Origin of the sequence: Formicincola oecophyllae, from assembly GCF_006542395.2 — a bacterium.
Classification (GTDB): domain Bacteria; phylum Pseudomonadota; class Alphaproteobacteria; order Acetobacterales; family Acetobacteraceae; genus Formicincola; species Formicincola oecophyllae.
Genome location: NZ_CP038231.1, coordinates 17190 through 35830, shown reverse-complemented (window position 1 = coordinate 35830; position 18641 = coordinate 17190). Strand labels below are relative to the sequence as shown.

The 18641-nt window shown below is 62.1% G+C and carries 18 protein-coding genes; 8 read left to right on the top strand and 10 right to left on the bottom strand.

What is annotated here, in order from left to right; all coding sequences use genetic code 11:
• Nucleotides 1-10 precede the first annotated feature (10 nt).
• From E3E12_RS00150 to E3E12_RS00140, 3 genes are read right to left on the bottom strand one after another with little or no spacing between them, the layout of a single operon-like run.
• Complete coding sequence (locus tag E3E12_RS00150) at nucleotides 11-1225, bottom strand: LptF/LptG family permease (RefSeq protein ID WP_141442521.1); 1215 nt, start codon at nucleotides 1223-1225, stop codon at nucleotides 11-13.
• Nucleotides 1222-2430: an LptF/LptG family permease gene (locus E3E12_RS00145; RefSeq protein ID WP_141442520.1), complete on the bottom strand. Its 1209-nt coding sequence runs from the start codon at nucleotides 2428-2430 to the stop codon at nucleotides 1222-1224. Before E3E12_RS00145 ends, E3E12_RS00150 begins: the two co-directional genes overlap by 4 nt.
• A complete protein-coding gene (locus E3E12_RS00140) occupies nucleotides 2430-3578 on the bottom strand; it encodes a metallophosphoesterase family protein (protein WP_141442519.1) in 1149 nt (382 codons plus the stop codon). The genes E3E12_RS00145 and E3E12_RS00140 overlap by 1 nt, the downstream gene beginning before the upstream one ends.
• Nucleotides 3579-3699: 121 nt before the next feature.
• On the opposite strand from E3E12_RS00140, the gene E3E12_RS00135 reads away from it, so the two are divergent.
• The 4 genes from E3E12_RS00135 to E3E12_RS00120 all read left to right on the top strand — a co-directional run bounded on the left by E3E12_RS00135 (nucleotide 3700) and on the right by E3E12_RS00120 (nucleotide 7193).
• The gene (locus E3E12_RS00135) at nucleotides 3700-4713 is read left to right on the top strand and encodes a diacylglycerol kinase family protein (protein ID WP_240810506.1); all 1014 of its coding nucleotides are present in this window, start codon (nucleotides 3700-3702) and stop codon (nucleotides 4711-4713) included.
• A complete protein-coding gene (locus tag E3E12_RS00130) occupies nucleotides 4706-5851 on the top strand; it encodes a hypothetical protein (RefSeq protein ID WP_141442518.1) in 1146 nt (381 codons plus the stop codon). The genes E3E12_RS00135 and E3E12_RS00130 overlap by 8 nt, the downstream gene beginning before the upstream one ends.
• Nucleotides 5852-6093: 242 nt before the next feature.
• Complete coding sequence (locus E3E12_RS00125) at nucleotides 6094-6720, top strand: hypothetical protein (RefSeq protein WP_141442517.1); 627 nt, start codon at nucleotides 6094-6096, stop codon at nucleotides 6718-6720.
• A gap of 236 nt (nucleotides 6721-6956) precedes the next feature.
• The gene (locus tag E3E12_RS00120) at nucleotides 6957-7193 is read left to right on the top strand and encodes a hypothetical protein (protein ID WP_141442516.1); all 237 of its coding nucleotides are present in this window, start codon (nucleotides 6957-6959) and stop codon (nucleotides 7191-7193) included.
• Between the two features lie 29 nt (nucleotides 7194-7222).
• On the opposite strand, the gene E3E12_RS00115 is transcribed toward E3E12_RS00120, so the two are convergent.
• Nucleotides 7223-8287 (bottom strand): DMT family transporter, encoded by a 1065-nt coding sequence (locus E3E12_RS00115; protein ID WP_141442515.1) that lies wholly within the window; start codon nucleotides 8285-8287, stop codon nucleotides 7223-7225.
• 413 nt (nucleotides 8288-8700) lie between these two features.
• Here E3E12_RS00115 and E3E12_RS00110 point away from each other — a divergent pair, with 413 nt between their 5' ends.
• Complete coding sequence (locus E3E12_RS00110; protein ID WP_141442514.1) at nucleotides 8701-9060, top strand: putative hemolysin; 360 nt, start codon at nucleotides 8701-8703, stop codon at nucleotides 9058-9060.
• A gap of 110 nt (nucleotides 9061-9170) precedes the next feature.
• On the opposite strand, the gene E3E12_RS00105 is transcribed toward E3E12_RS00110, so the two are convergent.
• From E3E12_RS00105 to E3E12_RS00095, 3 genes are all read right to left on the bottom strand, one after another.
• Nucleotides 9171-9803 (bottom strand): LysE family translocator, encoded by a 633-nt coding sequence (locus E3E12_RS00105; protein ID WP_141442513.1) that lies wholly within the window; start codon nucleotides 9801-9803, stop codon nucleotides 9171-9173.
• Nucleotides 9804-9977: 174 nt separating this feature from the next.
• Nucleotides 9978-11099 (bottom strand): alkene reductase, encoded by a 1122-nt coding sequence (locus tag E3E12_RS00100; protein ID WP_141442512.1) that lies wholly within the window; start codon nucleotides 11097-11099, stop codon nucleotides 9978-9980.
• A 265-nt stretch (nucleotides 11100-11364) separates the two neighbouring features.
• Nucleotides 11365-12597 (bottom strand): hypothetical protein, encoded by a 1233-nt coding sequence (locus E3E12_RS00095; protein ID WP_141442511.1) that lies wholly within the window; start codon nucleotides 12595-12597, stop codon nucleotides 11365-11367.
• A 200-nt stretch (nucleotides 12598-12797) separates the two neighbouring features.
• Between E3E12_RS00095 and E3E12_RS00090 the strand changes: the two genes are divergently transcribed.
• Nucleotides 12798-14093 (top strand): hypothetical protein, encoded by a 1296-nt coding sequence (locus tag E3E12_RS00090; RefSeq protein WP_141442510.1) that lies wholly within the window; start codon nucleotides 12798-12800, stop codon nucleotides 14091-14093.
• Nucleotides 14094-14147: 54 nt separating this feature from the next.
• Here E3E12_RS00090 and E3E12_RS00085 read toward each other — a convergent pair whose 3' ends face one another.
• Nucleotides 14148-14345 (bottom strand): hypothetical protein, encoded by a 198-nt coding sequence (locus E3E12_RS00085; RefSeq protein WP_141442509.1) that lies wholly within the window; start codon nucleotides 14343-14345, stop codon nucleotides 14148-14150.
• Between the two features lie 279 nt (nucleotides 14346-14624).
• Here E3E12_RS00085 and E3E12_RS00080 point away from each other — a divergent pair, with 279 nt between their 5' ends.
• The gene (locus tag E3E12_RS00080) at nucleotides 14625-15605 is read left to right on the top strand and encodes a hypothetical protein (RefSeq protein WP_141442508.1); all 981 of its coding nucleotides are present in this window, start codon (nucleotides 14625-14627) and stop codon (nucleotides 15603-15605) included.
• 220 nt (nucleotides 15606-15825) lie between these two features.
• Entirely contained in the window at nucleotides 15826-16524 is a 699-nt protein-coding gene (locus tag E3E12_RS00075) for a glutathione S-transferase family protein (RefSeq protein ID WP_168194330.1), read from the top strand.
• A gap of 334 nt (nucleotides 16525-16858) precedes the next feature.
• Here the strand turns inward: E3E12_RS00075 and E3E12_RS00070 are convergent, their stop codons facing one another.
• On the bottom strand, nucleotides 16859-18148 hold the full coding sequence (locus E3E12_RS00070) for an arsenic transporter (protein ID WP_141442506.1): 1290 nt from the start codon (nucleotides 18146-18148) through the stop codon (nucleotides 16859-16861).
• A 16-nt stretch (nucleotides 18149-18164) separates the two neighbouring features.
• On the bottom strand, nucleotides 18165-18518 hold the full coding sequence (locus E3E12_RS00065) for an ArsR/SmtB family transcription factor (protein WP_141442505.1): 354 nt from the start codon (nucleotides 18516-18518) through the stop codon (nucleotides 18165-18167).
• Between the last annotated feature and the right edge of the window lie 123 nt (nucleotides 18519-18641).

Below are 18641 nucleotides of genomic sequence, written 5' to 3'. Positions count from 1 at the left end.
TTCAGCACGCTCACTTATCCTCCATACGCAGTATCCATGTGATACCGAACAGGGCTGCCACAACCAAACCTGCGCTAACGGCCACATAGGCAGGCAACGAGCCCGCATTGCCCAAAGCAGAAATCATTCCCTGCAGAATAACAATCCCTAGCCCCGCGCCAAGCACATAAACAGGCAAGGGGTTGCGCGTGCCAGCCCTGGGGGGAATGTAAGTGACTGGCAGCGCGATGAGAACCATAACGACCAGCTCCACAGGCAGGACTAGCGCCTGCAGCAGGGCCATCTTGTAGTTTGACGGCGGCAGGCTGAAGGGCTGGCGCCCCCTCATAGCGCTGATGAGGTCACCTGGGGTGTAGAGCGGTTGCGCCATGGCCATGGTGTTAAGCTGCTCTGGCATGGCGTGGAGGGGGGGTGCACCTGAAAAAGTGTTAATCTGGCCGTCCTCGCGGGTGGGGGAGATGACGGTCTCCGAAGCGGGCGCGGCCGCAAGCCCCGTTGCGCCTGGTGCGGACTGGCCCACAACCCAGTGGCCTTTTTGATAGTCCAGCGCTGGGAAATGAAGCAGCCCCTGCAAAATGCCCGTCCCCAGCTGGCGCTGGTAGAACGTCACTCCCTCCAAATGGGTACCCCCGCCACCAACATGGCTGATGTGCACAATGTGCCCACGCTCCCGGTACCAAACAGGGGGCTGGCTTGCCATGTCATGAACGCGCGTAGCGCTGACATTCCACCAGGCGCTCAAGGCCTGTTCAGCTGGCGGCACCACCCAGAACTGAACCCCGATTCCCACCACCCCCAGCAAGAGGGGGGCTGGCAGCATCTCCATGAACATGCCCCATGTGGAAAGGCCGGAGGCGCGTAGCGCCGCCAGCTCGCTTGAGAGGGCCATGTGCATAAGGGTGAACAGGCTGCCCACAAGCACAGCCACAGGCAGCGTCTCCACGAAGAGGGCCGGTAAGTGCAGCCCCATGAAGTGGAACAGCCCCAGAATGCCCAGGTGACGGCGCAGGATCATGGGGACGGCGTCAAGCAGCCCCAGAACCTCCATCAAGCCGCACAGCACGGCAGAGCACATCAGGATGCGCGCCAAAAGGGGCTTGAGGAACACCCGTGCCAAGGTTGGCTTGGGGCGCAGCAATTCCCTGGGTGAAGGCACGAGGCCATCACGCATGAGCTCGCTGGGAGCGAAAACGGCGAAACGGGCCAGGAATGAACGCACACTCATGGTTGCGCGCCCCCAGCTGGCAGGGCTTTGGCGGGCCCGGGGGTGGCTTTGCGCCGCCCGCCCCTTGAGAAGGTTTCAGCCTTCCACAGCAGAACGCCAACGCAGCCAGCGGCGAACAGGCCATCTGGCACCCACAGCGCCAACCATACAGGCAGATTGCCGTCCTGGGCTAAGCCATTGCCGAACAGCTGAAGTTCATTGAACCCAACAAGCACTACCGCTAGCGCCACCTGCTGGCCAAGGGCACGTCGGCGCTTCTGCCCCACAGCCAGCGCCACCGTCAGCAAGGGCAGAAAGGGGATGATGAAAGCGCGCGCCAGGCGGAAGTTGAACTCGGCGCGCAGTGTGGTCAGGGTGATGTTGTCGCCGTCAGCGCCTTTGATGTCCTTGGCGGCATTCAAGGCGCTGACAAGCTCCAGCAACGTCAGCTCACGCTCGTCACGACCACGGTGGCGGTAGCTGTAACTTGTGGGGCCGCGCTCAATAATGCGCGTGATGTGGTCGAAATGCGTCATGGTGACGGGCGTGCCAGGCACGTCTGGGTGCTTGGCCATCATGGTGTAGCCATCCCAGAGGTCAAGCTCTGTGGCGCGTTTCTGCTCTGAGATGGTCAGCAGGCCCCTGGGGGCTGTGGTGATGTGAAGCTCACCGTTCTTGATTTCGCGGATGAACACGCGCTTGAGGTCAGACCCACCCGGCCCCACTTCGTCCGCCGTCAGCACAGATGTGCGTGAGGTGACGGCCATCATACCAGACTGCAGGTGTGGCGCCCAGCCTGTGTGGCGCGCTAGGTAGAACCCCTGGCGGTAGTTATAGCGCGCCAGTGGCTGCAGGTAGCCGTAAAGCATAACGCTGAGCAGCCCCAGCACCACGCCAAAGGCCGCAAAAGGCAGTGTCACGCGCAGAAGGGAGACATGGCCTGCGCGCAGTGCGTCAAGTTCGTTATGCTCACTCATGCGGTGGATGGTGATGAACACCCCGATGCACAGCGCAGCTGGCACGGCCAGGCCCATATAATGGGGCATGAGGTCGGCAAGCAACGTCAGCAGCGTTCCTAGCGAACTGCCCGAACTGGCCAGGTGGTTGAACAGCACCAGCAGGCGTTCAAGCAGCAAGGCGACCATCATGGTGCCAAGCGCCACGAAGAACGGTGGCAGCATTTGGTGCAGCAGGTAACGGTCCAGGGTGGGCAGGCGGCGGAACATCAGGCAGCTTTGCCTTGAAAGGACCCCAGCTGGGAAGTGTTTATTTTTACCCCCCCACCTGCGCTACCCCCATGCGAGGTGCCTTGGGCGCCTGTGGTGAAGACAGCTTCCCCCCGAATGCTACCCTCATGGGGGAAAAGGTCCCCCTGTGGGCGGCGCAGGTGCACAGCCACCTGCCATTGCCGCCCGCCCCCTGCACCAGGTCCTTGGGGCGCGCTGGGCTGGCTGGCTGGCAAGGGGATGATGGTGATATCGTTCCAGGCGGCGCCCCGCTCATCGCCAGCGCGCCCGCGCGGCGCCTGCAGCGATGTGGACGCCACTCCAAGGCATGGGATAGTGGTGCCGGGGATGCGTTGAAGGGTCGAGCGGTGCGTGTGGCCATATAGCACCATTTCAGCGCCATGCTGGTGCAGCAGGCGCGCGAACCCCAACGCCCCCTGCAGGCGCTTGTCGGCTGGCAGGGGCTGGGGGGGGTGGTGCAGCATCACCAGGCGAAAATAGCCCAGTTCCCCCAAACGGTCCAGAATAGAGGCAAGCCTGCGCTGCTGGGGCGCGTCAACTAAACCGTTGGAAATGAAGGGCGGCCTTGGCCTGGCTGAATTGACGGCAACCACCGCCACAGGCCCCACCAAGCGCACCACAGGCGCAGCCAGCCCCACACCGTCAGCGCCCCAGGGCGCCCAACCTGCCAGGTGCTGGCGCCAGCTGCGCCCCACCATGGCGTCATGGTTGCCAGCCACGGCCAAGGCTGGCGCTGGCAAGCCAGCAAGCCAGTCCGCAGCAGCGGCGTATTCCTCCTTAGTGCCGAAATTGGTCAGGTCACCACAGCACAGGATGGCGTCAAGGGGGGGGGAGTGGGGATCGTCATGGCATGATTTCAAATCCGCCAGCACACGGGCACATTGTTCTGGCCTGTGACGCCATTTGCGCTTGCTTTCCCACAAAATGCGGCTCAACAAGCGCTTATTGGCGTAGCGCCAGAGGGGGATGGGTGGTGGTGGCAAGTGCGGGTCTGAAAGGTGGGCCAAGCGCACAGCACAGCCAGCCTGCAGGGCCGGCGCTGGCATAGGCGCCGGCCCTTTTTCATCATCCTGCAGGGGCCATGCTGCAGCGCCAGCTGTGAGGGTGTTTGGGGCTATTGCGCTCATTCTTCCAGGGTTCCTTCTGGTTCGCGCACCATAGCCATGTTATGGGAGGGCGCCTAGCGGTGAACATAGATAGGACCGTTGCCTGTTGTTCTTATTAAACCGTGCCATGCTGGAACCTTACTTGAATGGAGACACGGTGCGCGCAGCCCTCATCCACAATCCCCACAGCCGCCTGAACTTGAAGGGGGCTGGCCAGTTCCTGGAAGCCGCCCAAGAGCGCCTGGGCGGTTTCTGCTTTTCAGCCCGTGACCAAAAGCCCCTGGTGGCGCGTATGCGCACCTTGCAGGAGGCTGGCGTCAACACCGTTATGATTGATGGTGGCGATGGCACCATTAGCGGTTGCCTCACCGCTATGGCGCAGGTTTGGCCCCATGACCAACTGCCAGCCATCGCCGTGCTGGCTTCAGGCAACACCAACCTTATTGCCCAGGACGTTGGCTTTGGCCTGCGTGGGGTGGCGGCCCTCAACCGCTTGCTAGACGGCGGTCCCTGCCCTTACCGCCTGCGCGCGCCCATACGCCTTACCTGGCCTGGCGCGCCTGAACGCCACGCCGTGCTGGGCATGTTCGGTGGCTGCGCAGGCTACGCGCGCGCCATCCGCATTGCCCACTCCCCCACTATGCTGCGCTACGCCCCCCATGACTTGGCTGTTGTCCTCACGGTGGCCAGCAGCATTGGGCGGTTGTTCTTCAAGCGTTCCCGCCAAGAATGGCTGGCTGGCGACAGCCTGCGCTGGACCAGGCCAGCCCTGCAAGGGGGCGGGGTGGGGGCAGCCAGGGAACGTGACATCATGCGCCGTGGCCACAGCTTCCTGTTCCTGGCCACAGGGCTGGAGAAGCTCTCTTACGGCATCTGGCCTTTTTGGCGCGAGGGCCAGGATGGGCGCCATGGCTTCCATTTCCTCAATGTCAGTGCTTTTCCGGCCCGCATGGGGGCTGTGCTCTACAACCTGTTGCGCGGGCGCGCACCTGCATGGCTGCGCACCCATGCCGACTATGTCAGCGGCATTGAAGACCAAGCGCTTGAGATGCATACCAACAGTGATTTCGTCATGGATGGCGAAGTGTTCCCCACCCCCCCCGACCAGCGCGTGACGCTGGAGCGCGGCCCAGTTTTCCGGTTCCTTCATGCCTGACCACAGCACAAAGCCCCCTTTTGAGACCAAGCCTTTCAACACCTCGCTTGATGCGCAGGTGGCAGCTGGCGCTGGCCTGTACGAGGAAATCAGCCGTGAAATCACCCAGCCTGTTCCACCAGCGCTGAAGGCCTTCGCCCAAGGCATTGTGGAGGTCTTCCCCAAGCCACCTGTGGGGGTTCTGTTTTACGGTTCGCTGGCGCGCCCACAAGCCCCTGGGCCAAGTGCCGGCGCAGCAGCGGATCCAGCCCTGGACCCCTCAGGCGTGCTTGACTTCTATGTTGTGGTGGAAAGCACAGACGGCCTCCTTGGCAGCGCGCTGGAGCGCAAAGCAGCCCGCGTGCTCCCCCCTAACGTCTATTATTGGGAGGAGCCGCACAGCGCCTTTGAGGCCCGCACCTTCGGCAACCCCGCAGCCCAGCCCCTGCGCGCCAAGGTCGCCGTCATCACGGTGGATGACTTCAGGGCGCGCTGCCGCCCCTCATCGCTGGACACCACGCTTTGGGCGCGTTTCAGCCAGCCTTGCCGCCTGGTCTGGGCACCAAGCGAAACCGCCGCGGCCAGCGTGGCCTCCCTCCTATGTGAGGCTGTTCTGACGGCGGCCTGGTGGGCCTTCATCCTGCCAACGCCAAGCCAGGCCCAGCAATGGTTTAGCGCGCAGGACTGGGCCGCTTTCTGGCGTAACCTTTACGCCCACACCTACAAAGCTGAACTGCGCGTGGAGGGGGCTGACCGCAGCGCAAGCCTGCTGGCTGGGCAGGTGGGGCGCTATGGGCACATGCTCCTCCTGGCCTGGATGGCCTTGGGCCTGCTGCATGAAGGCAAACTTTCCACTCCCGCCCCAGAACAGCGCCAGGCTGCGCTGGAGCAATGGGGCCATATCATGCGGGCTGGGAAGGTCCTCAACGGCAGCCGTTTGCTGAAGGCCCTGTTCACCTTCAGGGGAGGCGTTGACTACATCCTGTGGAAGATCCACCGCCATACAGGGCAGGTCATCCCCGCCAGCGACTTTGAACGCAACCACCCCCTCCTGGGGTTGCCGCGCCTGCTGTGGCGCTTGCGCCATATTCCCTTCATGCACAAAAACACAGGCGCACAGGGTCATGGTGGGCAGAAAACGCCGCCAGGCGCCAACTAACCACCCCACCCCTTTGGGGCTTGGTTGCTGTTCGTTGCACTGATATGCGGCCAGCCTTTGGAACAGGCCAAAGCTCCTGCTGGGTAGGGTTGCCTGGCACACATGACAGGGCAGAGTGGCGCAAGGCCATTCATTCTGGCAGCTGGATTGTTCACATCCCGCAATGATGCGGCACGCTGCAGCCCGCCCCACGGGGCCTGGGCAACAGCCGGGCAACAGCATGTGAAAGGCACGGCGCGCTTATGGCCACCAGGCACAGACCCTTCAAACCAGCTTTACGCAACGCTGCCTTGGCGGCCTTCATGGCGCCTTTGGCGCTGGGGCTTGCAGGGTGCAACGCTAAAAAACCTGACAAGGCCAACTTCACCCATGCTTTAAAGGTGTGGCTGGCCAAGCAGCCGGGGCTTTGCGTCAGCTTGCCTGGCAAAACGGTGCCTTTTTCCGTTTTTGAAGAACGCTGGAAGCGTGACCCGGACACATTGGTCAATGCTGGGCTGCTTACCAGTAAGCCAGCGGAAAAGCTCAACAATAAAACAGGCCAGGTTGAAAAAGGCACCCAGTATGATCTGACGGCCCTGGGCAACCACTATTTCGTGCCTTCCAACCCTAAGCAGTTCTTCGACCCCAACCAACTGTGCGCTGGGCGGTTTGACGATGTGACCATCGACAGCTTCACGCAGCCAAGCGACCTTATGGGGCTGACGGTTTCACAAGTGCGCTTCCACTACAAGGTCAAGCACCCGGCCGCCTGGGCGGAGGACGCCAATGTGCGCGACAACTGGCCAGACTTCGAAGATCAGGCCAAGGAAGGCCTTGAAGGTGAGGAAACACTTGTCCTTACCCCCAAAGGATGGGTGGACGAGGACTAACACCAACCTAGCCTGCCTAACCAGCCCTACCTTGCCGGCCCGTTACAACGGCGCCATGTGGCCTTGGCCGTGCTGGAATGGTTTCACCACCATGCCAAAGCATGGCACGCTTAGCCCCAGGCGCCTCAAAGGTTGGTGGAGCAGGCAACGCTGCCATGCGCAAGCATGGCGCAGCAGCCCCATTTCCGCCTGAAACCGCGCCTACGCCTGTAAAGGTTGAACAATAGGAGGTGTTGATGGTGCACACCATGATACTGGGCGACCCAGCCACGTTCCCCCATCTTGGTGAAACGGTGCAGGTGGAAATCGCGACAGACGGGCGCCGTTTGTTAGCCAATCCCCATGGCTACCCCACCATAGCGGTGCCAGACAGCGGCTACAGCCGCCCCCCCGCCGGCGCCAAGGGGGTGGTGGTAAAAATCATCCCCACTGATGACGACCAAGGTCACCACATGGCCATTGTGGATTTCTGACGTGGATTTCTGACCCCAGCCAGCCCTCTTTAGTTGGGTGGGGTCAGGTCTGCCTGGTTGGTCCCCTCTGGCGTGGGGGATGGGTCCCAGCCTTCCTCCAGTACGGTTGGCGCTGGCGCGCCAGGCACAGTTGCCACGGGCGGCAGCACAGGCAGTGGGCGCCTGCGCCCCACCCCTTCCAGAAGGCCTGAAAGCAGAATCACCACAATGCCAGCCACCGTCCAGCTATCAAGGCGGTCGTGGAAAATGAACAGGCTGAACCCCACCGTCCACAGCATTTGGCTGTACTGTGCAAGCGATATCCGGTTAGAGGGGATGAGGCGTGACGCCGCCATGATGCCAAGCTGCCCCACAGCCATCAGAAAGCCGTAGCCAAACAAATCCCCCCAGACAGCAGCGCCATGGGGCAGCTTGAAATCTGGCAGGCAGAGCAGCCCATTGCCAACCAGCGGGCCGAACACCGTGGCGCTGAACTTGGTCAGGGGGCTTTCAGCTTTGCCGCCGCCAGCCCTGAAGGTCACGACATTCAACGCTAAGACAAACGCCACAGCGAGCGCGCACAGCTCCCCCAGGCCAATGGCGCGCACGCCAGGGCGCAGGATCATCAGCACCCCCACAAACCCTACCAGCGTGGCCATCCATGAACGCAGCTTGATGCGGTCATGCAGGAACAGGGTGGCCAGGACATTGGTGGCGAAGGGGCAGAGGAACATCAGCGCCATGGCCTCCGCCATGGGCAGCAGCATGAAGGCCTCCACGCTGAGTGCAGTGGAGATGAACACGGCGAGCGCGCGCAGGCACCAGACAAGCCATTGCCGCCCCTCCGGGAAAAGGGCGCGCCAGCTTTGGCCGGGCTTTTTCAGGATGAAAAGCAGGGGCAAGCCAAACAGCCCGCTTGAGGCGGCCACCTCAAACGCGTTGAGGTGCCCTGCTAGAAACTTGGAATATAAATCACTGATGGAGAAAGCAGCGAACGCCCCCAGCGCTAGCAAGGTGCCCATGGTGGTTTCATGGCTGGCGTCAGGGGTGGCTGCAGGTGAGTTTGGCTGGGGCGGTGGGGGGCTGGTGGGCAGGCTGGAGCGGTTCTGGGCCATGAAGCGTCCCTTCCATGCTGGCTGGCAACCTTGCTGGCGCAAGGGGGATGGTGCGGCGCCCTGGCGTTCAGGGCTTGGTAAAAGGGCCGCAACTTAGGGCAAAGCCACCAGAGGGGTGAAGCCCCGCCCACTGCAAGGCAGCCTTGAACACAGCCTTCAACCCCTCCCATTCAAAGCGGAACGGCCTAACCAGCCTGAAACGGCCTTGGCGCCAGGCCCCTGGGGCCATGGTTTTGCCATTGTACGCTGGCAAAAAGGGGATAAGGTTTTCCAACCAGGTTCGCGCAAAGGTCACGCAGGCCTCCGCACCCTAGGGGCGTTGCGCCACGCTAAGCGTTGCCAAGCGCTTTTAGGCAGAACCTGGTTCTACCTTCCCCTTCCCTATCCCTCATTATGATGACAGGTCCCCACCCATGGCACAGTCTTTCCTGACCACCATCCTGGCCCGTACCTCCGCCTGCAGCGCTGCAGCGTTGCTTTCACTGGGGCTGGCCGCCTGCCATTCCGACAACGCGAACGACCAGGCACAAAGCCAGGCCACCCCAGCTGCCACGCAAAACGCCCCTGCCGGCATGGCCAACCCCGCCAGCGTGTTCTGCGGCAAAAAGGGCGGTCAAGTTGTCATGGTGCAGAGCGGGCAGGGAACGGTTGGCATGTGCCACCTGCCTGACGGCCAGGTGGTGGATGAGTGGACCTATTTCCGTGCCCACGCCCAGGAAGCCGCCCAGATGGAAGCAGCCCAGCCTGCCCAGAAAAGCGCTGGCTTGAACTGAGCCTAGGCCCAGGGCGGCTTTCAAAAGCCAGCCCTGATGGCTGTTCCCAGGCCCTCCCTGCCTTTAGGCTTGGGAGGGTTTTTTGTTGGGCAGGGCTTGCTGGGCCAGCCTTAGTGGGCTTGGGCGCCAAGCAGCTTGAAGCCGAATGCCAGGAACACAATGCCTGCCAAGCGGTCGAAAACGCGCACGACAGCGGGCTTGGCCATCAACCGCCCCAGTGGGACGCACAGGCTGACAAGCAGGCACAGCCACAAGCAGCTCAGCGTTGCAAGGATGGCCACCAGGATGAGGGTGTGGCGCAAAGGGTTAGCGCCAGCTGGGATGAACTGCGGCAGGAAGGTCATGACGAACAGCCCCACCTTGGGGTTGAGGAGGTTGGTCATGAGGCCTTTCCTGAACCCCCCTTTGAAACCGCCCCCGCGTGGAGGGCCCTTTTCAGCCAGCAAGTTGTCACGTGGCTTCAGGATGAGGTTGCACCCCATCCAACCCAGGTAAAGGGCGCCCGCCACCTTCAACGCCATGAACGCCAGCTTGGATGTGGTTAGAAGGGCCGTTACCCCCAAGGCAGCGGCCAAACCCCACAGGATGCAGCCTATAGTCACCCCAGCCACCACACCGAAACCAGCCCTGTGCCCCTGGCTTGTGGCGGCGCGCACGGTCATCACCGTGTCTAATCCTGGCGTCATGATAAGAAGCATCGCAGTGGCGGCATAGGCCAGGAGGGAAAGCTGGATGGGCGTCATGGTTCAGGGTCTTTTTTGTTCCATTCCTTTGGTGGTCCGGTCTGGTGTGGGCGCAAGCAGAGGGCGTTACACACCCAAAGCGCGCGCAAAAAAGGCCACCCCTTGCCGAGGGTGGCCCTTTTAACCTTCAAGCTTCCCTAAGGGAGGGCCCTGCGCGGACCCTCCCCCGCCTGGTCAGGGCTGGGGCTGGGCTGGTTTGCCGTCAGCCAAGGGGTAGTCCGTGTAGCCACGCGCTTTGTCGGTGGTGTAGGCAGCGTACCAGATGGTGGGCTCCTGCGCTGTTTCCAGCTTCAGGTGGTTTTTGAAGCGCGCCACCAAATCCGGGTTGGTGATCCACAAGCGCCCCCAGGAGATGGCGTCTGCAGCGCCACCCTGGACGGCCTTTTCAGCCTCTTCCAGCGTGTAGTCGCCGTTGAGCACCAGCTTGCCATGGAAGACCTTGCGGATTTCAGGCGAAAGGGGAGGCTGGTCAGTGGGGGGGGCCATGTCGAACGTGTCGCCAGGGCGCGCCTCACGCAGGCCAATCCAGGCCACGCCAAGTTCCTGAAGCATGGCTGCAGCTGGAATGAAGACCTTGGCCGGGTCGCTGTCCACGCAGCCCTGGATCTCCCCATTCGGCGACAGGCGCACGCCTGTGCGCTCCTTGCCGATGGCGGCGATGACGGATTCAGTCACCTCACGCAGGAAGCGGATGCGGTTTTCAGGGCTTCCGCCGTACTCATCCTTGCGGAGGTTGGTTGAATCACGCAAGAACTGGTCAATCAAATAGCCGTTGGCGCCATGGATCTGCACGCCGTCAAAGCCAGCTTCAATAGCGTGGCGGGCGGCCAGGCCGAAATCCTTCACGATGGCCTTGATTTCAGGAATCGTCAGTTCCTTGGCCTGGTCGTAAGGCACTTTGCCAGTAGCCTGATGGGCGAAGCCCGGCGGGGTGGTGGGGGAGCAGGAAACGGTCGGCTCGCCAGAAATGGTGTGGTAGCCCATGCGCCCCATGTGCCAAAGCTGGGCAACGATCTTGCCACCACGGTCATGGACGGCCTTCACGACAGGCTTCCAGGAATCCACCTGGTGCTCGTTCCACAATCCTGTGGTGTTGAGCCAGCCGTAGCCCTGCCTGTCCACAGCGATGGCTTCAGAGATGATAAGCCCAGCGCTAGCGCGCTGGGCGTAGTAATCCACCATAATGGGGGTGGCGAGGCCATCGCGCGTGCCGCGCGCCCTGGTCAGGGGGGCCATGAAAATGCGGTTCTGGCAGGAGATGGAGCCGATCTCCACAGGGTCGAACAACGTTGCCATAAAGGGTCCTCACCCGGCTGGTGCCGGTGTTGGCCAGCCTGCGCGCTGCCGCTTTAGGCAGTTTGGCTGGTGGGTTGGGGTGTTTTGGCGTGGTGCCCAGCTTCACGGGAGCTGGCCATCATGTTGCGCGCCTCAACGGCGCCATAAGGTTGAGTTTGGCGCATTGGGGCAAAGTTGCAACCCCTGGGCAGCTTAATGACTTTTGCTGAACCCTGGTGGAGCATAGGTTGAACGTTGACCTTTGGGCGGCGCTAGCTGGGGCCAATCAGGGGTGGTGCAAGCTGCGCCCGCCAAGGCCCGCCCTGGGCTGCAGGCTGGGGTTGAGGCCCCGGTTAAGCGGATTGGCCGTGCCTGGCAGGCGCGGCAGCGTGTTGCGAATCCCCCCAGGCGTGGCCAGCGCTGGACTATCCAATCCAGGCAGGGTGGGGTGCAGGGCCGTTGCGGGCAAGGGGCGCAGGGTAGGTTCGTGGCGGCGCATTTGAACATGGCCGTGGGCGCGTTCGCGCTGCTCCCTCTCCCGCTGGCGCAGGCGTTCACGCTCCCTCTCCCTGCGCGTTTCAGAAAGGCCGTCATGGGCTGCGCTCTGCACCACTGTGCGCTTGTCAGGTGGGATGGGCACAGTGCTGTTCTGTTCCAGGCTGATGATGGAAAGGGCAGCGCTGTTCATGTTGTCGCCCCCATGCCTAGCCTTAGGGCGTGCTGGCGCGTAGCGCGGGCTTTTGGCCACGTTCCTGCTGGCCATGTTTCTGGCCTTGGGTTGGTTCGGACCTGAGCTTGCGCTGCCTTGGCTGTGGCCAGGCTGGGGGGCTGGTGTGGTGACTTCAGGCGGCGGGGTGATTTGGTTGAGGGGCACGGGGCTGTCTGAAGCATCCGTTGCGGGGGTCTCCACCGGTTGCTGGGGCAGTGAGGAGGCCTTGGGCCCCAGCGCTGTAGAGGTGTCTGGGGAAGCTGGCGCTGGCGTGCCGTCTTCATCCACATCAGCGCCTGCAGCCTCAGCTTCTGTGGTGTCTGGCTCAGTGGAAGCACCCTGGTCCCCTATAGGCGCTGCTGGCAGCGCTGCTGTGGGCACAGCGCCTTCATCAGCAAGGGTGGGCTGGATGGCATTGCCGGTAAGCCCGACCAATGTCTGCGCTGAATCTGCGCCTTCGTCAGTTGACGTGGTGTCAGCCCCCAGGGTGTCATCTGGCGTTGTGGCGGCCTCTGACCACAGGCCTTGATCGCTGTCAGACACAGCATCTGGGGAGAGACTCTCAGGGCCCTCCCCTGCAGCGTCAGCCCTGTTTTCAGCCGCAACGGCTTGGCGCACCATATGTTGGGCCTGCTGTTGGTCCTGCCGTTCATCAGCCAAGGGGTCTGGCGCTGTGGGTGCAGCCTGGGTGGTGGCGCCCGCACCAGGGGCTGCGGCCATGGCTGCGCTGGCATGGGCCAGGAAAACCGTGCCCAGAATAGCAAGGCCCGCTTGTCTCAAAGGAATGGCGAAGGGGGGGGGCGGGGCCATGGTGCATTTCCAGGCTGGTTTGGTCAGTGTGTCCTTGGCGGGACGAAACAGGGGTGGCGTTGGTAATCAAGCCGAGTTTCAGCACAGGAGTGGGAGAATTTAAAGGCGCTTAAGAAGAATTTTAAAAAACCAATGCCCATTCACAAAGAAGCCCCCCCTGCGCTAACACACTGGCAACAGGGCTGCCATGACTGGGCAACATGCCGGCCTCCCTCAGACCCCCAACCCAAAAGCGCGGAGGCTGCACGGCCACAGTGGGTTTCAGGCATGTTTCAGGGCGCGCTGCGCCACCACCCCTAAGGCACAGCTTTTCCTGGAAAGGCCTGCCCCTGCTGGCAGCCCTTGGCGCCTGGGCAACGCCCAGCCCAGCCAGCGCCCAGCCAGAGCCAAGCGCCAGCTCAGCTGTGCCCCCTGGCACCCAGCGTTCCAACACACCCACCAGCCCTGTGGTGACGGCCCACTTCACCCGTCAGTCAAATTGGGCGCCCCGTACGGCCCCCCCACCAAAGCCCAGGCACATTCCCTCAGCACGCGCCACCTCCCCCGTGCTGGAAGCAGGCGCCCCCAAACCCGCTTCCAAAGGGCAGACCTGGTTCCAGCGCTTGGAACATTTCCTGGGGCAGGGCCAGCACCCGCCTGAGCAATGGAACACAGGCACGCTTTTTGCCCCCTTCCCAGCCTTGCCAGAACAGGGGGAGATCGTGATTGAGCCTTACAATGAGTTCTACGTGCCCAATGGCGCTTTCAACGCGCGGGGCGACCATGTGCGCAGCCCTGGCCAGGCCAGCTTCACGCAGTTTTGGTTCATGCAGTACGCCGTGACCGACCGCCTGACGGTGGGTGTCTATCCCACATGGTCACGCAGCTGGGGCAACCACCAGAAAAGCTCCTCCTTTGTTTTCAACGATTTGCCCATAGATTTGGAATACCGCCTCACCCCCCATTACACCCCTTCGCTAACGGCTTACATCGGCACCACCGTGCCAACAGGGCCTTACAAGAATCTCAGCAACCCTGCTGACGGCCTAGGGACGGGTAGCTGGTTCCTGCATTACGCGCTCCAGGGGGAATTGGTGTTCCCCTTTTTCAGCCAAACGGTGCGATTTCATTTCTGGGCGCAGGCTTACCAACCCCTGACCAGCGCGCGTCTTAAAGGCATGACGGCCTACGGCACCAGCCCTGGCTACCTAGGCCACGCTCACCCAGGTTGGTACGGTAATGAAGGCATGGGCAGCGAGTGGGGCATCACCAAAAAATGGGTGTTCGCGCTTGATTTCTACCACACATGGGGAGCTGGGGCTGTGTTGCGGGGCAGGCGCGGCAACCAGCGCCTGGAAAGCCGCTCTGGCTGGAACGGCACGCTGAATGTGGGGCCGGAACTGGAATATAACTGGGACCCGAACTGGGGTGTTGTGGCTGGGGTGATCGTGCCTGTTATGGGGCACAACAGCTCAGCCTCGCTTCAGCCCCAAATGGCCATCAGTTCCGTTTTCTGAGCTCAGCCTTCCAGGCTTGTGAAGGGCGGCGCTTTGGCAGCGCTGCCCTGGGGGTCAGAAAAGCGGGTTGCTGAGGTTGGCAAAAAGGTAAAGCACGTAAAGCGGCAGACACAGCGCTACAGCCAACGCCACGTAAGTGACGTCTGAAAGCACGTTGGCTGCACTGTTCACATAATGGTTCTGCCCCCTGGAGTTTGCGGCGTTCAAGGCCAGTTCATCAGAAAAGGGCTGGAGTGGGGACCGGTTGGGCATGGCATGGTTCACTTTCAGTTTAGGCAGATTCAAGTTCAAGTCCCCTCAAGCAAAGCTTGTCAAAGCCGGACCAGGCAAAGCTACGCCCAGCGCCTTGGGGATGGTGACAGGGCATTCAACAGCAACGTGGCGGCCTGGGGCAAGCTGCTGTAAGCTGCTTGACAGGTTGAATGATGCCCGCGCTTTCCAATTCAAAGGGGCGGCCCCAGGTCCCCTCAACAGCAAGGGCGGGTGGGACGCCCAAGCCGGCGCAGGCCCAAAAGGCAGGAGAATGTGCAGGTGACCGCCAACAAACCCCTTGTCGCGTCCGCCATGCCCAGCACATACTGGAGACGCTGCCTGGCCCTGACGTTGTGGCTGGGCGCGCTAGGTGCAATGGAAGTGGTGCCTGCTACCGCGCGGGAGGCTTTCAACCCCCTGACAAGCCCCAAGGCCGACCTGCCGCCAGACGTCATGCCAGCGCCCAAGCCTGCCAAGGTGGCGCCCAAACTTCCCCCTGGCGTCACCCTGCCAGATGCCCCCAAGGCCGCCCCACCCCAGCCCCAGGGGCCAGACGCGCCACGTGTTTTCACGCGCATTACCAACCTGCCCTTCCAGGTGACGGTGACGCTGGTGCATAAAAACGGCAAGCGGGAGGACATGATGGCCCGCACCCCCTTGACGGGCTATTTCGTTGGGCTGGACGCCAGCACGCCCATCGTTGTCTCCTGGCGAGAAGCCAAACGGGCGGGCCCTGGGCAGGTCGCCCAGGTGGCTTCACCATCGCGTGGGCTGGTCTTCGGGCCCCTGGCTGGTTACGGCGCTAAAAAGGTGCAGCCTTTCGAAGACACCCTCATTGCCACCTCAACAGGGCCGAAGCTGCCTGACATGGCCACATTGGACGACACCCTCCTGCGGGGGTTCAGGGTGGATGTCACGCCGCTTTACGTCATGCGGGGCAACCACCTTGTGGCGTCAGGCAACGCGGCAACCCCTTACCAGGATGGCGACATCGTGCGCATTGACGCTGCCGCCATCGCTTACAGGCCCTATGGCACAGGCACAGCGGTGACGCTGCCCCATTCAGGCAGCCACCACGCTGCGCCGCTGACGGTGAAAGTGCCTGCGCTCTCCTACGCTACCACGGCGCTCCAAGACGACCTTTCGCTCAACCATCCCGTCAGCCTGGCCATGACCAACCCTGTAACGGGGGCGCGCTTTTTCATCACCATCAAGGTGCTGCCGCAGTCGCGGCTCTCCACCATTCAGGTTTACCGCTGAGCGGTGCTTATGTGTAGGGCACAAGTCAGCCCCCGCAGCCAACGCCCAAGCTTACCAACTGTTCATGCCCAACATGAAACTGCGCCCCCAACCGCGCCAAAACCGCTTTCCAGGGATGGGCCGCTTGAACTATCCTCCCTTTGAAAGACCAGTGTAGCCATGCCCTGGCCCCAGCAGGGCGCGCATGCCTTCCCACACACCACCATCCAGAGGACACGTCATGGCCAACCAGCCCGGCTCTTCCAAAGAATATCACCTCATCACAGCGCCAGGCACGGCGGGCCTCGCCCCCCACATCCTTCTGGAGATGAACTACGAGATGAACGGCGCAGCCTACCAGCTCACGCTCATCAACCTGCGCGAAGGCGACCAGAAGAAGCCTGACTTCCTCAAGCTCAACCCTTTGGGGCGCGTACCTGTTTTGGTGCTGCCTAATGGCGACCCCATGGTTGAATCAGCTGCCATCACTATGACGCTGGCCCGCTCATGCCCCAGCATGAACCTCATCCCCCCCACCAGCAACGAGACCCAGTACGCTTATTGGGACCAGTGGCTGGTGTTCCTGACCAACTCCGTTCAAGCGGACTTGATGATCGCCAAACGCCCTGAGCGCCTCATCCCCGGCACGGAGCCAGAGCAGCTGGCAGCCCAGAAGGCGGCCTCCGCTGGGGCCACAGCGCGGGTGGAGAACTACTTCAACGTGATTGGCGAGCATTTGAAGGACCATGGTCCTTACATGCTGGGGGACGCGATTTCAGCGCCGGACATCTACCTGGCCATGGTGTGCCGCTGGGCGCGTGAGCTGCCCAAGCCCCCCCGCACCCATCAGGCCATCGCCAACCTGCTGGACAAAATTGACGCTTTGCCAGCGGTGAAGGCGGTCCTCAAGCAGGAAGGCCTCGAAGGCCCCCTGGCTTGAGGGGCGGCGCCGTCTAAGGCCGCAGGCCTGTGAAAGCGGAAAACGTCGAAGCGAACAGCAAAGCTGGAGCATAGAAAGCTTTTCCGCTGCCAGGCGCCAAGAGCGAACCCCCTTAGACTAACCAGCCGTAGAGCGAAGGAACCTTAGCCTCTTGAGGCGTAGAAGCGGAGTTTGTCGCAACGCAGGGCGTAAGCCTAAGTGTAGTAAAAACTTCGCCTAGGACCCTTCAAGAGATGCCGGTGCGCACCTGTCGTAGCCCGCAGGCCAAACAGCGTGTAGCACCGGCTTAGGAGTTCAAGACAGGCCCCTCCAGGCTGGCCAGCTGTTGGAGCGTTCAGCGCACCAAGGGGACCCACCAGCGCAATGCCAGAAGGGCCGCTGCCAAAACGGGCGGCGTCATCACAAAGCCCGCCTTCATGTAATCCCACCAGCTGATGCGCACATCACGGCTGGCCAGCACATGAAGCCACAGCAATGTCGCCAAACTGCCCACAGGGGTGAATTTAGGCCCCAGGTCGCAGCCAATAACATTGGCGTAAACCATCATGTCATGCACAGGCGCGCTCAGCCCTGGCGTTTGCTGAATAGCAAGCGCCCCCACCAGGGTGCTTGGCATATTGTTCATCAGCGATGACATCACAGCGGCCAGGAAACCCGTCCCCATGGTGGCAGCCAAAGCCCCATGCTGCCCCAGCCATGCCAGGAGGGTAGCCAGTTCCCCCGTCAGCCCGGCGTTGCGCAAGCCATAAACCACCAGGTACATCCCCAGCGAGAACAGCACGATCTGCCAAGGCGCCTTGGCCAGGAGGAGCCTGACAGGCACTTTGCCGCCGCGCCACGCCACCAGGGTCAGGGCGAGGGCCGCTAGGCCGCTCACCACGCAGACAGGCACATGGAAAGGCGCTGTGATGAAATAGGCCGTCAAAACAAGCCCCAGCAGGGGGAAAGCCGCTTTGAACACCCCCTCATCACGCATGGCGCTTGCGGGGGATGGCAAGTGCGCCAAGCGGTAGGTGGCTGGAATATGCTTACGCCAGCACAGCCATAAAACCCCCATGGTGGCGCCCAGGGCCACCATGTCCACAGGAACCATGGCGGCGGCGTAAGCCCCAAAAGGCACGTTGAAAAAGCCAGCGCTGACGATGTTGACCAGGTTGGAGATCACAAGGGGCAGGCTGGTGGTGTCCGCCACGAAACCCGTTGCCATGATGAAGGCCAAAGCCGCCGCCCGCTGCAGGCGCAAGCGTTCTGAAAGGGCCATCACAATGGGGGTGAGGAGGAGGGCCGCACCGTCATTAGCGAACAGGGCAGCCATGGCTGCCCCCATCAGCACCACCAGGGGGAAGAGCAACGCCCCACGGCCACGCCCCCAGCGCGCCACATGAAGGGCGCACCACTGGAAAAACCCAGCCTCATCCAAAATAAGCGAAATAATAATCAAAGCCACGAAAGTGAACGTGGCGTCCCAGACGATGTGCCACACCACAGGAATGTCCTGCAGGGTGATGACCCCGCAGAGAAGCGCTGCCACAGCGCCCCCAAGGGCGCTCCAGCCAATGCCAAGCCCACGGGGCTGCGTGATGACCAGTGCTAAGGTGATGATGAACAGTACCAGCGCCAGCATTAGGTAGCCTTTCGCTTCAACAGGTAGAGGGAGGGGGGGCGCAGGGGTGTGTGGCCAGCGTGGCGCTGGCGCTGCACTGCCCTGGGTGCTGCGTGCAGCATTCTTCCAGCATGAAGCCCGTTAACGCCTGCAGCTTGGGTAGGCAGGCGCGGTAAAAGCGCAGCCGCCCTTGGCGCTGGGCAGCCACCAGGCCTGCACGGGCCAGAATGGCCAGATGGGTGGAAATGGTGTTCTGGGGCTGGCGCAGTTGCTCTGCAAGGACCCCAACGGGCAGGCCAGTTGGTTCATGCGCCACCAGCAGGCGGAAGATAGTCATGCGCGTGCGTTGTGAAAGTGCTTTCAGCGCTTGAAGAGCGTTTTCCATATCCATGTGTCTGGAATTATGGATATAAAAAGCCCTGTCAAGTTTTTAGCAACCAGGTTTCAGCAAGCTGCTTAGCTGCCCCAGGGACCATCAGGTTCACGCCATGAAGGCGTGAGCAAGCCCCTTTGC